Annotated in this window: 11 protein-coding genes; 3 read left to right on the top strand and 8 right to left on the bottom strand. The window is 65.5% G+C overall.

What is annotated here, in order from left to right; translation table 11 throughout:
- Window positions 1–193: 193 nt before the first annotated feature.
- Complete coding sequence (locus BN903_RS03310) at window positions 194–1,213, bottom strand: GDSL-type esterase/lipase family protein (protein WP_048076361.1); 1,020 nt, start codon at window positions 1,211–1,213, stop codon at window positions 194–196.
- A gap of 178 nt (window positions 1,214–1,391) precedes the next feature.
- On the opposite strand from BN903_RS03310, the gene BN903_RS03305 reads away from it, so the two are divergent.
- Window positions 1,392–3,398, top strand: coding sequence for an endo-1,4-beta-xylanase (locus tag BN903_RS03305; protein WP_048076360.1), 2,007 nt, complete (start codon window positions 1,392–1,394; stop codon window positions 3,396–3,398).
- 86 nt (window positions 3,399–3,484) lie between these two features.
- Here the strand turns inward: BN903_RS03305 and BN903_RS03300 are convergent, their stop codons facing one another.
- Together BN903_RS03300 and BN903_RS03295 are read right to left on the bottom strand one after the other, a co-directional pair.
- On the bottom strand, window positions 3,485–3,940 hold the full coding sequence (locus BN903_RS03300; protein ID WP_048076359.1) for a universal stress protein: 456 nt from the start codon (window positions 3,938–3,940) through the stop codon (window positions 3,485–3,487).
- Window positions 3,941–4,059: 119 nt separating this feature from the next.
- Complete coding sequence (locus tag BN903_RS03295; RefSeq protein ID WP_048076358.1) at window positions 4,060–5,508, bottom strand: aldehyde dehydrogenase family protein; 1,449 nt, start codon at window positions 5,506–5,508, stop codon at window positions 4,060–4,062.
- Between the two features lie 141 nt (window positions 5,509–5,649).
- On the opposite strand from BN903_RS03295, the gene gfo6 reads away from it, so the two are divergent.
- Window positions 5,650–6,735 carry a D-xylose 1-dehydrogenase Gfo6 gene (gene gfo6, locus BN903_RS03290; RefSeq protein ID WP_048076357.1) on the top strand — a complete coding sequence of 362 codons (1,086 nt, stop codon included), beginning with the start codon at window positions 5,650–5,652 and terminating at the stop codon, window positions 6,733–6,735.
- A 1-nt stretch (window position 6,736) separates the two neighbouring features.
- Here the strand turns inward: gfo6 and BN903_RS03285 are convergent, their stop codons facing one another.
- The 5 genes from BN903_RS03285 to BN903_RS03265 form a co-directional block, all read right to left on the bottom strand.
- Window positions 6,737–7,096, bottom strand: a complete 360-nt coding sequence (locus tag BN903_RS03285; RefSeq protein WP_048076356.1) for a hypothetical protein — start codon at window positions 7,094–7,096, stop codon at window positions 6,737–6,739.
- A 101-nt stretch (window positions 7,097–7,197) separates the two neighbouring features.
- Window positions 7,198–9,399: an ABC transporter ATP-binding protein gene (locus tag BN903_RS03280; protein ID WP_048076355.1), complete on the bottom strand. Its 2,202-nt coding sequence runs from the start codon at window positions 9,397–9,399 to the stop codon at window positions 7,198–7,200.
- The gene (locus BN903_RS03275; RefSeq protein ID WP_048076354.1) at window positions 9,400–10,425 is read right to left on the bottom strand and encodes an ABC transporter permease; all 1,026 of its coding nucleotides are present in this window, start codon (window positions 10,423–10,425) and stop codon (window positions 9,400–9,402) included.
- Window positions 10,415–11,413, bottom strand: a complete 999-nt coding sequence (locus BN903_RS03270) for an ABC transporter permease (protein WP_048076353.1) — start codon at window positions 11,411–11,413, stop codon at window positions 10,415–10,417. Before BN903_RS03270 ends, BN903_RS03275 begins: the two co-directional genes overlap by 11 nt.
- Window positions 11,414–11,447: 34 nt before the next feature.
- Window positions 11,448–13,226 (bottom strand): ABC transporter substrate-binding protein, encoded by a 1,779-nt coding sequence (locus BN903_RS03265; protein ID WP_079890560.1) that lies wholly within the window; start codon window positions 13,224–13,226, stop codon window positions 11,448–11,450.
- Between the two features lie 206 nt (window positions 13,227–13,432).
- Here BN903_RS03265 and BN903_RS03260 point away from each other — a divergent pair.
- Window positions 13,433–14,411 (top strand): alpha-glucuronidase family glycosyl hydrolase (locus BN903_RS03260; RefSeq protein WP_048076352.1); only part of this gene is annotated, 979 nt, incomplete at its 3' end.

Raw genomic sequence — 14,411 nt, 5'->3', positions numbered from 1 at the left:
CGTCGGCACCGTCCTCGGCGAACCCGAGCGCGATGGCGCGGCCGATTCCCCTCGTGCCGCCGATGACAACGGCGGTCTTTCCCTCGACACTCACGGACGGCATGCTATCTGTAGGCATACGCGACCGTTCCGTCGCCGGTGATTTATACGTGGTGGAACGCCGCGTTCGGTGGCCCAACGTCCGAGACGTGTCTCACTCGACGACCGCGTCGAGGCGTTCCGCCAGTTGGTCTCCGATGGTGGACATCCCGGCGTCACCCGGATGGAGGAGGTCAGCGGTCAACCCGGTGGGATCGAGGAGGTCCGGGCCGTCGACGACGGACAGGTTCTCGTGCGGAGACGCGGCGGCGACCTCGCGGAGCGCCGTCCGGTACGCCGCGGCGTGTTCGGCGTCGCCGGCGGCCGTGAGGTCGTCGTGATACGGGAACAGCGTGACGCAGACGACGGGCGTGTCCGGGTGTGCGCCGGCGACGGTGTCGACGAAGGTCTCGGCGCGCTCGCGGAACGTCTCCGGGGCGAACCCGCCGGTGTTGGCCATGTTGACCGAGAGCCCGAGCGTCGCGACGTCCCAGTCGTCGCGGCCGGCGACGTGTTCGGCCATCGCTTCCTCGCAGTACGCGGAGCCCGAACACCCGAGATTCAGCGCGTCGTAGCCCAGTCGGCGGGCGACGTGAGTGACGTAGTCGGTGTGGAGCGCCGACGCCGCCGCACCTTCCGTGATGGAGGTTCCGTACGCGAGATAGCGCGTGTCGGGCAGTTCTCTCTCGTGCGGTGGTCGGCAGGCCCCGGAGACGTCGTGAAGTGCGACCCCCGTTCGGCGTTCGAAGCGGATTCGACAGACGCGCCGATCGAAGCGACCGGCCCGCGTCCCCGGCGAAAGGTCCGCGAGGCGGTCCGGAACGCCGAGCGTCAGCGTTTCGGGCTCCGGCCCGATCTCGGTCGGTTCCCACGGCTGGAAGACACCCCAGAAGACCCGCACGTGCGTCTCCTCGGCGGCCGAGACGGTCACCTCGACGTCGGTGTCGTCACTCCCCGGAACGAAGCGGATCTCGCTCCCCGTCGGGCACCGGACGCGCTCGCGGGCCGTTTCGTTTAGCTCCGCGCCGACCGCCGCGGGGACCCGACAGAGGCGTTCCCCCTCCTCGGTCCACTCCGCTGGAACGGTCTCCGTAACGTTGTGTAACGAGACGGACGGATACGCCGGCGATTTCATATACACGCCATCAGCGGTCAACGGTATGATACTGTCGGAGCGCGGTCGCTTCACACCGGTCGCGACCGTTGTATCTGCTCCGATACCGAGTGAGAATTACGCGGGCAACGGCATAGAATAATAGCATTAATAATTAAATAATAGTACTCCGTTAGTGTGAATGGAGTGATCACACTCCATGAGAGAACCTAGCACTAGCCGCAAGAGCAGTCGACGAACCGTTCTGAAAGCGCTCGGCGCGTTCGGTGTCGCGGCGGCCGCGAGACCCACCGCGGCCCAAGCCGCCGACGCGGACGCGAGCTACCGCGAGGCGCTACAGGCGGAACTCACGGCATCGAGCAGACAGCAAAAACAACTCCCCGAGGGGTCGTACGTCTACGGCTCCACCGAAGCGGAAGCAACCGACGCCTTCTCGCTGGTCGGCGGCGGTTCGGCGACAGCCTTCGACGTGGACAGCGACAGCGTCCCACACACGCGAGCAGAACGCCTCGACGTCCCCGAGACGGACGACTCGACGGCGGTCGCGTACCGCGGACCGGTGACCGAACACAGCATCGAACCCGGCGACCGGCTTCTCGGTGTCGCGTGGATCCGTAGCGACGACGGTGCCGAAGCGAGCGCGCGGTTCGGATACCTTGATGCCGACGGGCAGCCGGTCGGCGAGAACTTCGTCCAGCGGGGCGACAACGTCGACGCCTCCGAGGAGTGGCTGCGGTACTTCTTCCCCGTCGAGGTCGGTGACGCGCCCGCCGCCGGCGACACCCTCGCGCTGGAACTGCAGGTCGGCTCCGCGGAGCAGACCATCGAGGTCGGCGGCGTCGCACTCCTCGACTACGCCGACACCGGTGTCGGACTCGGCACGCTCCCGCCGTACCACTACGACGGCCGGAGTCCGGACGCCGACTGGCGCGAGGATGCCCAAGCACGCATTGAGGAGCACCGGACGACGGACATCGAGGTCGAGGTACGGAACCCCGGCGGCCAGCCCATGAACGGGGCGTCCGTCAATGTCGAGATGGTCGAACACCAGTTCGACTTCGGGAGCGCCGTCTCGGTCGAACACGTCACCGGCGACAGCGAAGACGACCGGATCTATCGGGAGACGTTCAGCGAGAACTTCAACAAGGCCGTCGTCGAGAACGGCCTCAAGTTCCCCGCGTGGGAGGGCGAATGGGACATGGATAGGGAAGACATTCGGGCGACCCTCGACTGGCTGAACGAGCGTGATGTTCCGACTCGCGGCCACTACCTCCTCTGGGAGGAGTACCAGACTGACGGCGGCGGCGGGATGAACATCCAAGACGCAGAGGAGAAGTCCGCCGAGGAGATTCAGGCGGAGATCACCGAGAAGATCGCCGAACACGCCGCCGAGTTCGAGGGCGAGGTCACGGAGTGGGACGTACACAACCACCCCGTCTGGCAGTCCAACTTCCGGGACGACCCCGACCTCGGCTGGGAGGCCGTCGACGAGTGGTGGCAGGCGGCCGACGACGTCACGGACACCGAGCTGTACACCAACGAGATGGGGGCTATCGGTGGCCAGTGGCAGCGCGATCAGTATCTCGACTACATCGAACACCTCGTCGAGAACGACTACCCGATCGACGGTATCGGGTTCATGGGCCACCACCAGCAGCAGTACAATCAGATACTCGATATCGCGGACATGGAAGCCGGCTTCGACCAGTTCGCGGAGTTCGGACTCCCGTTGCTGATTACGGAGTTCGACATCGAGATATTCGACCGCCGGAACGCACAGGACGTCGCGGTACAGACGGACTACACGCGGGATTTCCTGACGATGGCGTTCAGCAAGGAGGCGGTCGAGGGCGTCCTCTCGTGGGGGTTCTGGGAAGACGACCACTGGCGGCCGACCGGCGCGTACTTCGATTCCGACTGGACGCTCCGAGAGAACGGCGAGCAGTACTTCGACCTCGTCTTCGGAGAGTGGTGGACCGAGGAGTCCGGCGAGACCGACGGCGATGGGACGTACGCCACGGGAGGATTCAAAGGCGAGTACCGAATCACGGCCGAGAAGGGCGCGCTCTCGGAGACGGTCGAGGCGACCGTCGACGACGAGACCGAGACCGTCGTCGTCGAACTGTCCCCGCCCGGAAACGGCGGGGGCAAGGGGCGCGGAAACGGGAACCGCAGAGGCGGTTCCCCGCAAGGTAATGTGAGGTAATCGGGAATCGGAACACAGACGAGAGTGGGAGCGATATCGCCGGACGAACCCTCCCGACGGCCGCCCTCGACACCGTGCGTCTCCGGTCAGTTCGTGCGGACGGTGACGAATCCGGAGAAGTTGAGGATGAGCTGTTGGGTGGTGTCGCCGAACATCGCTTTTCCGGTCGGAGACCGTCTTCGTCCCGTCGTGTACACGTGGTCACAGCCGCGCTCCTCCGCGAGCTCGATGATGCGACCCGCGTCTATCTCCTCGGTCACGTCCGTGACGACGCTGTACTCGACGTCGAAGTCGGCGAGCGGCTCGCGCGCGATGTCGTCGACGAACTGCTTTGCGACGGTCTGTGCGTCCTCGTCGCCGTAGTCTTTGTGTTCCACACGTCCGATCTTGTCGAGCGACTCCTGTGACTCCTCGAACTCCTCCGGCGTCAGCGGGAAGTACAACACCAGTTCGGCGTCCGCCCCGACGGCGTACGCGGCGGCTTCTCGGAGCAAGTCGCTGCTGTGGTCCGGGTCGTCGATGGCTACGAATGCGTCCTCCATGGCTGTCTTCACGAACCCGTCCCGTATAAAACTCGTCTCTCGAAAGGGAACCGGCCGGAAATGGGACAAACGAGGCCGGTTATCTATCGGACGGTGCCTGCGAGACGGACACGATCGGTTCAGTAGTTGTCGTAGACGGTCTTCTCGATCGTGTAGAACTCTAACCCCTCGTCGCCCTGTTCGCGCCAGGTCTCCGACGAGGAGCGCTTGAACCCGCCGAAGGGAACGTGGAGTTCGAGCCCCGTGGTCTTCTCGTTGACCTTCACGACGCCCGCCTCCGCGTCGTCGATGAACCGCTTGGCTTCGGTGTGGTCGTCGGTGACCACGCTGGCCGAGAGCCCGTACTCCACGTCGTTGGCGACGTGAAGCCCCTCGTCGAAGTCGCTGACCTCGATGACGGCGATCACCGGGCCGAACACCTCTTCGCAGGCGATCGTGTCGTCGTTGTCGACGTCGGTCAGGACGGTCGGCTCGACGAAGTGGCCGGTCTCGACCGCGTCGCCGGTCGGCTGCCCGCCCCCCGCCGCGACCGTCGCGCCCTCGTCGCGGGCGATGTCGACGTACTCCAGCGTCGACTCCAGCTCGTCGGCGCTGACCTGCGGGCCCATCTCGTGGTCCAGCCCCGGGCCGATGTCGATGGCCTCGGCGGCGGCGACGAGCTCGTCGACGAACTCGTCGTACACGTCCTCGTGGACGATAGCGCGGGAACACGCCGTACACGACTGACCGGTCGTGCCGAAGCCGCCGGTCGCGACGATCTCGGCCGCCTCCGCGGGATCGGCCGAGTCGGCGACCAGCGTCGGGTTCTTCCCGCCCATCTCCGTCTGGACCCGTTTCCCGGCGTCCGTGGCCTGATCGTAGACCATCTCGCCGACCTGCCCGCTGCCGGTGAAAGAGACCACGTCGGTCCCCTCGCTCGTGATGAACTCGCTACCAACCGAGCTGCCCGGCCCGGTGACGACGTTGAGCACGCCGTCGGGGAGCCCGGCCTCGTCTAAGGCCTCCGTGACCGCGAGGACGACGCCCGGAGCGGCGCTCGCCGGTTTGATGACCACCGAGTTGCCCGCCGCGAGGGCGGGAGCGAGCTTCCACACGGGGATGGCGATGGGGTAGTTCCACGGCGTGATCAGCGCCGCGACGCCGACCGGCTCCTTGCGCGTGTACAGCGTCGTGTCACGGCTGCTCGACCCTTTCACCGTCCCGCCGAGGTCCGAGGCCTTCCCCGCGAAGTAGTGGAAGATGTCTATCGCGCGCTGTACCTCGCCGGCCGCCTCGGGACGGGCCTTCCCCTCCTCCTCGACGAGCAGTTCGGTGATCTCGTCTTTCCGATCGGCGAGGCTCGTCCCCGCCCGCCGGAGAATCCGTCCGCGCTCCGGACCGGGCGTGTCCCCCCACTCGTCCTGTGCGGCGGCCGCCGCCTCGACCGCTTCGGCGGCGTCCGCCGCGCTGGACTGCTGGTAGCTCGCTACCGTCTCGTCGGGGGCTGCGGGATTGTGAACGTCGAACGTCTCTCCCGTCTCCGAGGAGGTCCACTCTCCGCCGACGTAGTTATGATTAAGCTCTGGCACGTTTCCATGTGCGTGGTTGACCCATACTATTCTTACGGTTCTAACGGGTCGGCGGGTGTCAGCTGAACGGAGGAATTCCGTTCTCGCGCAGCGGCGTGCGTCGTCCAATACACTTTTCTCAATCGCCGTGAACGTGCTGCCATGTCCGCTTCCGACTACCTTGCGAGCGTGAGGGATCGAGACTGGCAGCAGTTGGAGTCCGGGACGCTCCGCGTCGCGATGATCAGTCTCGGGTGGTGGACCCGCGAGCAGGCGATTCCCGCGGTCGAAGACGCGGAGTTCTGTGAGACGACCGTCCTCGTCAGCAGTAGCCGCAAGAAGGCGACCGCGGCCGGCGAGGGGATTCCGTCAGTCGAGACCGCACTCACCTACGAGGAGTTCACGGACGGGGAAGCGACCGACGAGTACGACGCGGTGTACGTCTGTACGCCGAACGCGCTACACCTCCCGTACGCCGAAGCCGCGGCGGAACACGGGAAGGCGGTCCTCTGTGAAAAGCCCGTAGAGGCGACCCGCGAACGCGCCGAACGGCTCGTCGAGGCCACCGAAGACGTCCCGCTGATGGTCGCCTATCGGATGCAGACCGACCCGCAGGTCCGGCGGATGCGCGAACTGATCGCGGAGGGGGCCATCGGCGACCCCGTGGGAGTTCACGGGAGCATGAGCCAGCAGATGCTCGAAACGGTCTCCGGCGACGCCGAGCAGTGGCGTCTCGACCCGGACCTCGTCGGATACGGAGCGAGCGTGATGGATCTCGGGATTTATCCGCTCAACACCGCGCGCTTCGTCCTCGACGCCGACCCCGTCAGCGTGACCGCCCAGATGCGGTCCGTCGACGAGGCGTTCCGCGACGTGCCCGACCAACACGCCGCGTTCACCGTTCGGTTCGACGACGGGACCCAGGCGGCCTGTACCGCCGGCCAACACGCCGCGTACACGGGTCACCTCCGCGTCGTCGGCACTGACGGCGAACTGATTCTCGAACCGGCTTTCCTCGGACAGCCCGAACAGACGCTCCGACTCCACAGGGACGGGCGACGCTTGGAGGTCGCCGACGGCCGGCAGGACGTGATGCGAGACGAGATGACCGAGGAGTTCGACTACTTCGCCGACCGCGTGCTTCGCGAGGCCCCCATCGGCCCCGACGGCGACCACGCGCTCGTCGATATGCGAACCCTCGAAGCGATCTACGACGCCGCGGAGACCGGGGACACCGTTCGGGTGTGAGCTACGCGGGATCCGCCGTTCCCTGCGCGTCCAGAATATCCAACAGTTCGTTTGCGAACTTGACGGTCCGGAGCGGGAGTCCGTAGCGCTCCGTGCTCATGTCGTACTCGCGGAGCTCGTCGACGGTCTCGTCGGTGTGAGGCAGCGTCGTCACCGCCTCGCGGACGTCGATCGCTAGCGTTCCGTCGTCCGTGTCGAGCCACGGCTGGGTCCGCTGTTTCTGGTCGTACTCGATCGAGTGCGTCGAGTCGCCGATCGCCGTAATCACGTCGTCGATCGTGCCGATATCGACGCGATCGTCGCCCGCCTCCGAGACGAGGGTCAGCCGCCCGTCGTCGCAGTCTGGGACGTACCGTGTCATGGATTGCCGTTACGGCGTGCGGGTAATAATCCTGTTGTCGCCCGGAGTCGAGAACGGCGGGAGGCTCTCGGGCGAAGCGAGCGCGTCGCGTTCCGGACGCGCTACTTCATCACGCTCGGATCCTCCTCAGCGCCGTCGAGGGGCTCGCTGTTCCAGTAGCGGTGGTTCGGGTCCTCGCGGAAGCACGCCGCCTTGCCGTCGGCGTCGTCGACATCCCGGAGGCTCGGCTTCTCCTCGCGGCACGCCTCGCGAGCGACCGGACACCGCGTGTGGAACCGACAGCCCGACGGCGGGTCGACGGGATCGGGCACGTCGACCTCGCGGAGCGGCGGCCCGGAGTCGTCCATCTCGTCGAGGTCGAGGTTCGGCGTCGCCCACCGAAGCACCTCGGTGTAGGGATGGCGCGGATCGTGGATGAGTCGCTCCGCGGACGCGATCTCGACGATCTCCCCGAGGTACATCACGGCGATGCGGCCGTCCCCGTGTTCGGCGAAATACCGCGCGTTCGAGAGGTCGTGGGAGATGAACAGGAACGACGTCTCGAACTCGGTCTGGAGCTCCAGCATGAGGTCCATGATCTCGATGCGCAGCGAGACGTCGACCGCGCTGATGGCCTCGTCGGCGAGGATCGCCTCCGGGTTCATCAGCAGCGCGCGCGCCAGCGCGACGCGCTGCTTCTCGCCGCCAGAGAGCTGATGGGGGTACCGGTCGAGGAAGTCGTCCGCCGGCGTCATCCCCACGCGTTCGAGCAGCGAGACCATCCGGGCGCGCCGCTCCCCGCGGTCGCTGTCGGGATGGGTGTGCCGGAGCGCCTCCGCGAGGATATCGACGATTCGGCGGTTGGGGTTGAGCGCGCTCCCCGGGTCCTGATGGATGATCTGGAGCGACGACCGGATGTCGTCGTACGGGATCTCCCCGCCGCCGGATTTCGCCTCCCAGACGTCTTGCCCGCGGAACTTCACGGAGCCGCCGGTCGGCTCTTGGAGGCCGATCATCGTCTTCCCGAGCGTCGTCTTCCCGCAGCCGCTCTCGCCGAGCAGGCAGACGAGGTCCTGTTCCTCGATGTCGAGGTCGACGCCGTCGACCGCGCGCACGACCCGAGAGTCGTTGAACAGCCCCTCGACGAACCCCTGTTCCTCCTCGAAGTGGACCTCGACGTCGTCCAGCGACAGCAGCGGCGGTTCGTCGCTGACTCTCCTCCGAGCGCCGGACTCGCTGTCGCCGGGGGACTCGACGGCTTCGACGTCGAGGCTGTCCTCCCCGAAGTTGAGGGGGATCTCCTCGCGGGCCTCGTCCCAGTGGTGGCAGGCCGACCGGTGGTCGGTCCCCTCGTGGGAGACCAGCGGCGGATCGTCAGTCCGACACTCCTCGGTCGCCAGCGGACACCGGGGATGGAACCGACACCCCGACGGGACGTTGATCGGCGCTGGCCCCTCTCCCTCGATGGGCTTCATCTCGGACAGCGGCGCGTCGAGGTTCGGCGTCGCGTTCAACAGCGCTCTCGTGTACGGGTGTGCGGACCGCTGGATGATGTCGTTTCGCGGGCCGATCTCCGCGAACTGGAACGCGTAGATGATCGCCATCCGATCGGCGAGCGACGCGATCAGCGGGAGATCGTGTGTGATAAAGGCGATCGTCAGATCGTACTCGTCTTGGAGCTCTTCGAGTAGCGTGAGGATGGACCGCTGCATCAGCAGGTCGAGCGCAGCGGTCGGCTCGTCCATCACCAGCACCTCCGGGTCGAGCACCATGCTCAACGCGATCAGCGCGCGCTGTTGCATCCCGCCCGAGAGCTCGTGCGGGTACGACCCGAGCACGCGGTCGGGTTCAAGGTAGAGATTTTCGAGGAGTTCGGCCGCGAACTCCATGCCCTCCGAGACGTTCTTGTCATGGGCCTTCAGCGTCTCCTCGAAGTGCGCACCGACCTTCATCGTCGGGTTGAACGAGCTCATCGCACCCTGGAAGACCATCGAGACCGTCTCCCAGCGGAACTGGCGGAGCTCCTCGTCGCTCAGTTCGAGGACGTCGACCGTCTCGCCGTCCTCGGGGTGGTAGTGGATCTTCCCGCTGAGAACGCCCGGATCCGGGATGGAGTCCATGAGCGCGGAGGCGAACATCGACTTCCCGCTGCCGCTCTCCCCCACGATGCCGAGTACCTCGTGGCGCTCGATGCTGACGTTCGCGTCGTCGAGGACGTACGTGCGCCCGTCGTTGAACGTGACGTTCGTGTCCTGTACTTCGATGATCGGATCCTCGACGGCGTCGTCGGTCGACGGCGTCGAAAGTGCGTTTTCAGTAGCCATTTAGATCGGCCCCGTGGTCGTCTCCTCGTCCGGTTCCTCGATCGATTCGGACTCCCCGGAGAGGCGCGTCCGCACCCGGGGGTTGAAGATGCGGTCCATCCCCTGGCTCAGGAGGATGAGTCCGAACGACAGGCCGACGATGGCGACCATCGGCACCATGAGCCAGTGGACCGCGTCCAGCGTGAACAGTCCACCTTGGCTGTACGCGTTGTTCAGCGTGACGCCCCAGTTCTGCCCGCTGTACGGCAACACGCCGATGAAGTACAGGCCGACGGACGCGAAGATCGTGTACCGGGCCGCGAGCACGAAGTTCACCATCACGTACGGCATGATGTTCGGGAGGACGTCCTTCCGGATGATACGGAAGGTACCCGTCCCCATCGTGCGGGAGGCCTCGACGTAGCTCTCCTCGCGGATCGAGAGGACCTGCGAGCGTATCGAGCGACCGAGCCCCGCCCAGTAGTTGATCGTGAGGATGACGCCGAGCAGCAAGGGGTTCTGCGGGTTGATTGCGATCGCGAGCACGATGACCAACGGTAGCCCCGGAATCGCCATGAAGAAGTCGGATATCGACGTGATGACGGTGTCGACGCGGCCGCCCTTGTACCCCGAGACGGTGCCGACGAACAGCGCGAGGCCGGTCGCCCAGACCCCTCCTGCCAGTACCATCAGCAGGATGAACGGCGTCGAGTCGATGATGAGCGCCAGCAGGTCGGTCCCGGACTGGGTCGTCCCGAGCGGGTACTGGAGCGACTGGAACGGCAACAGGAGCCGCTCGGAGGACTGGTTCGGACTGGCGTCCCGCCAGAGACCGAACACGTCTACGAGCGCCATCAGCAGGTAGCCGCTCAGGATGACGATGCCCGCGCGAGTTCGACCGTCCGACCACGCGACGACCGCGGGCTCGCGGATCGATCGCCGATAAAACTCCGCGAACCGGTCGCGACGGCTGATCTCCTCGGTGGAGGCCTCCGCGCGCCAGCCGAGCTCGGCGGATGTCGCGTCGTCGTTCGCGTCAGTAGGCATTCGAATCACCTGCGCTGATGCGCGGGTCGATGAGGCCGTACGTCAGGTCGGCGATGTAGACGGCGACGACGAGCGTCACCGTGATCACGAGGAAACAGCCCATCATGAGGGGGTAATCGTTCGCGTTGAGGGAGTCGATGAGGTAGTAGCCGAGTCCCGGGTACGCGAAGATGTCTTCGAGGACGACGGTCCCGCCGAGCCGGAACCCGAACTGGAGAAGCAGGCCCGTGTACATCGGGAGGATGGCGTTCTTCGCGACGTAGCTGGTCGCGATGCGGCTGTCCGAGAGGCCGCGCAATCTGGCGACCTCGACGAACTCCTCGCCGAGCACTTGAATGCTGTTACCGCGCATGTTGAGCGCTCTCGATCCGATTCCTCCGATCGTGAACGATGCGATCGGTAACGCCGCGTGGTAGAGGACGCTTCGGATGTAGGGGACCGAGAAGCCCGCCTCGACGCTGCGCGCTGACGCGCTCCCCGTCGGGAACCAGCCGAGCTGGTACGCGAGGATGAACACGCCGAGTACGGCGAAGATGTAGTACGGGATCGACATCAGGAAGATGGACACGCCGGTGGTGCCCTTGTCGAACGGCGACCCCTCCCAGTACGCCTGAAGGGCCCCGATACTGACGCCGATGGCGAACATGAGGATGGTCGACGTCACGACGAGGAAGACCGTCCACGGAAGCGCGCGAGCCACTACCGCCGCGACGGGCTCGTTCAACGAGATGGACTGCCCGAAATCCAGCTGTAAAATGCCGACGATGTAGTCGATGTACTGCTGCCAGAGCGGCGCGTCCGGGCGGATGTTCTGTAACGCCTCGATGCGTGCGTTGACCTGTTCGGCCGGAACCCCCCGCTGGAGTAGCGAGATCCGCAACTGGGTGAACGGCCCGCCGGGGAGCAGTCGGATCAGCCCGAACGTGAGCGTTGCGACCGCGAGAATGGTCGCGGGGATGCGGAGCGTCCGTTTGAGGTAGTAGTTCATGTTGGCAAATGTTAGCAGAGACTATCGGCTTGGCTCAGCCCCGATACTGGAGTTCGCCTTCGTGCGGCCACCAGAACTGCGGCCATTTGACCTGGCGGTTGACGCTGTCCTCGCTCGCGACGGTCCACTCGTCGTCGGTCGTCCACGACTGCTCGTACTTGGACACCAGTCCGAGGAACGGCAGCTCGATGTGGTTGTGCCAAGCGGCGCGCTGGACGTACTCGCGGGACGACTCGTCGTCGGGCTGCTGGGCGATCTGATCGACCTCGTCGAGCGGCGTGAGAGTCATTTCGCCGCCGTCCGGACCGGGGATCGTCTGCTCGGACTGAGCGGGCCCACGGTAGTTGTGACCGCCGCCGATCTCCGGCTCCCAGAGCTGGTACCGCAGCGGGAAGTACGGGAACGCCGAGCGCGACCCTCCGGGCAGCCAGTAGAGGCTGCTCATCGCGAAGTCGCTGTCGGAGTACTGCGTGAACCAGTCGTTGGTCGGCAGGGTACTGATCGAGAAGTCGAACCCGAAGTCGTTGAGCTGACTGACGACCGTCTGCGTCATGGTCGTCCAGTCGTTCCAGCCCGCCGGCGAGTAGTAGTCCCCGCTGATGGTATTCCCGTTCTCGTCCTGCCAAGTCCCGTCCGACTTACTGTAGCCGGCGTCTTCGAGCAGCTGCGTTGCTTCCTCGGTCTGGCTCGCGTCGGCCCCGTACGTCTCGAAGTCCTCCTGCCAGTCGTCGAGCCAGTACTCCTGATCCTCCGGCGCGATACCGCACGGGACCGGTGCCACGAACTTCGACCGCGGACCCGCGTTCTCGACGAGCGACTGGCGGTTGATGACGTGAGCAGTCGCCTGTCGCACTTCTCGCTTTCCGAAGTGCTGGTCGTCGTGGTTGAACACGATGCCGTATCCCCACTTCGCGGGGATGTTGACCTCGACGACGTTGTCGGCGAACTGCTCGACGATCTCCGGCGGCGCGAACGCGCTCATCGCGCCGTCGATGTGGTCGCCGGCGATAAGCGCCTGATACTGCGCGTCGGCCCCGCCGGTGTTCTCGATGAGATGCCGCCGGAAATTGATGTTGTCGGCGTTGTAGAACTCGGGGTTGCGCTCGAACTCGAACGCCTGCTGGTCCTTGCTGACGAACGACCACATGCCGCTCGCGACCGGGTCCTCCCACGCCCACCGGAGGAACTCCTGAGCGTCTTGATCGAGGAACTGCTCGTGGGTTTCGGCCTTCACGTCCACGAGGAAGTTCGTGAGTTCGAACTGGATGATACGCGGGTTCGTCTCGCCGGACAGGAGAAGGCGTGCCGTATTGTCGTCGACGATCTCGTAGTCGTCGAGGTACCCCCAGATCGAGCTCCCGGTCTTCTCCGCGAGCTGGAGCTGGACGTCGAGGTCTTCGGTCGTCCAGTCGTCACCGTTGTCCCACGAGAGATCCTCGCGAAAGGTGAGCGTGACTTCCTCGCTCTCGATTTCGAGGTTTTCGAGGGCACCGAGCAGGAACTCGTCCTCGTTGAACGAGTACTTCAGGAACGGCGCGAACACCGCTCTTCCGGCCGGCCACCGATAGTTCTGGACCGCCGAGGTGTTGAAGTGGAGGTCGGCCGGGTTGCCGTTGTACGCGTCGTTGTACGTGGCGTCATAGATCGAGTCGCCGCTGTCCGTGTTGCCCGATGTCTCTCCGGTATCTCCGCCGTCACCGCCGCCGCCGCTACAGCCGGCGAGCGCGGCGAGGCCGGACGCCCCGGCGACAGAGACTATCTTTCGTCGACTCACCGCTTGGTCGTAGGGGTCCCCCTCGTGATTAGCTGCCATAGCGTAGCTACTGTTAACGTAATAGGGCATAAACATTGGGGAAGAATATTATACACATTGAGACCCGTTTGAGACGTTCTATCTCCAAAATAGACCCGCGGACTCCGCGTCGTCGAGGAGCAATAGCGCCACAGATCCGAGTGTACCCTGCCTGAGAACGTGCCCGACCACTACCATTATGTCCGCCGAATGTTCAGCTTACGATAATGGATCACTACGACGACTGCTGGCTCAGGTACGATGATATTGAGGTCGGCGGGCGTCGAGAGGCGTATCGTGCCCGAGTGAGTCACGTATACGTCTCAGAGAAGTCGCCGGAGTGTAGCGCCGTCCGTGACGAACTCCGTCGGGCGATCCCGTCGCTTCTCGATCGGGAGCCGCACCTCTGGCAACACCCGCCGACGACGGTCGACGGGTTCCTCGCCGTCGGCACGCCGGACGACATGGCGATGATCGCCGACTCGGTTCCCCCCGAGGACGTCAACAGCCTCGATGACGGCGGATACCTCGTGCGCTCGGTGACGTGGAACGGCGCTGACTGTATCGTCGTCACCGCGCCGACCGACCGGGGGCTCGTCTACGGGACCTTCCACCTCCTCCGCCTGCTGCGTACCCGGGAACCGATCGACGACCTCGACGTCCGCGAGGAGCCGGCGTCCGCACACCGCGTGATCGACCAGTGGGACACGCCGTTCCACCGGTCGGTCGAGCGCGGGTACGGCGGCGAGTCGGTCTTCGACTGGGAGCGGCTGCCCGACCTCCGAGACCGCTACGAGGACTACGCCCGCCTGCTCGCGTCGGTGGGGGTCAACGGCATCGTGCTCAACAACGTCAACACGATCAAGCCCGACCGCGGGAGCGCCAACGCCGCCTTCGACGCGTTCGAGGGGTGGCAGCTCCTCGAATCCAAACGCCTCGAAGACCTCACCGGGCTGGCGTCGGTGTTCCGGCGGTACGGAATTCGGACGTACCTCTCGGTGAACTTCGCGGCACCGATGCTGGTCGGCGACCTCGACACCGCCGATCCGCTCGACGACGGTGTCCGCGAGTGGTGGCGGCGAAAGGCCGACGAGATATACGACCTGATCCCGGACTTCGGCGGGTTCCTCGTGAAGGCCGACTCGGAGGGCCAGCCCGGTCCCCACGACTACGGCCGCGACCACGTCGACGGTGCGAACGCCATCG

It is taken from the genome of Halorubrum sp. AJ67 (assembly GCF_000513435.1).
Note: the sequence above shows the minus strand (reverse complement) of the source record. Positions and strands in the feature narration are given on the sequence as shown.

What these genes read in the sequence shown, in the direction of transcription:
- BN903_RS03310 (WP_048076361.1), bottom strand. Translation starts at nt 1,213, where the DNA reads ATGAAATCGCCGGCGTATCCGTCCGTCTCGTTACACAACGTTACGGAG.
- BN903_RS03305 (WP_048076360.1), top strand. Translation starts at nt 1,392, where the DNA reads ATGAGAGAACCTAGCACTAGCCGCAAGAGCAGTCGACGAACCGTTCTG.
- BN903_RS03300 (WP_048076359.1), bottom strand. Translation starts at nt 3,940, where the DNA reads ATGGAGGACGCATTCGTAGCCATCGACGACCCGGACCACAGCAGCGAC.
- gfo6 (WP_048076357.1), top strand. Translation starts at nt 5,650, where the DNA reads ATGTCCGCTTCCGACTACCTTGCGAGCGTGAGGGATCGAGACTGGCAG.
- BN903_RS03285 (WP_048076356.1), bottom strand. Translation starts at nt 7,096, where the DNA reads ATGACACGGTACGTCCCAGACTGCGACGACGGGCGGCTGACCCTCGTC.
- BN903_RS03280 (WP_048076355.1), bottom strand. Translation starts at nt 9,399, where the DNA reads ATGGCTACTGAAAACGCACTTTCGACGCCGTCGACCGACGACGCCGTC.
- BN903_RS03275 (WP_048076354.1), bottom strand. Translation starts at nt 10,425, where the DNA reads ATGCCTACTGACGCGAACGACGACGCGACATCCGCCGAGCTCGGCTGG.
- BN903_RS03270 (WP_048076353.1), bottom strand. Translation starts at nt 11,413, where the DNA reads ATGAACTACTACCTCAAACGGACGCTCCGCATCCCCGCGACCATTCTC.
- BN903_RS03265 (WP_079890560.1), bottom strand. Translation starts at nt 13,226, where the DNA reads ATGGCAGCTAATCACGAGGGGGACCCCTACGACCAAGCGGTGAGTCGA.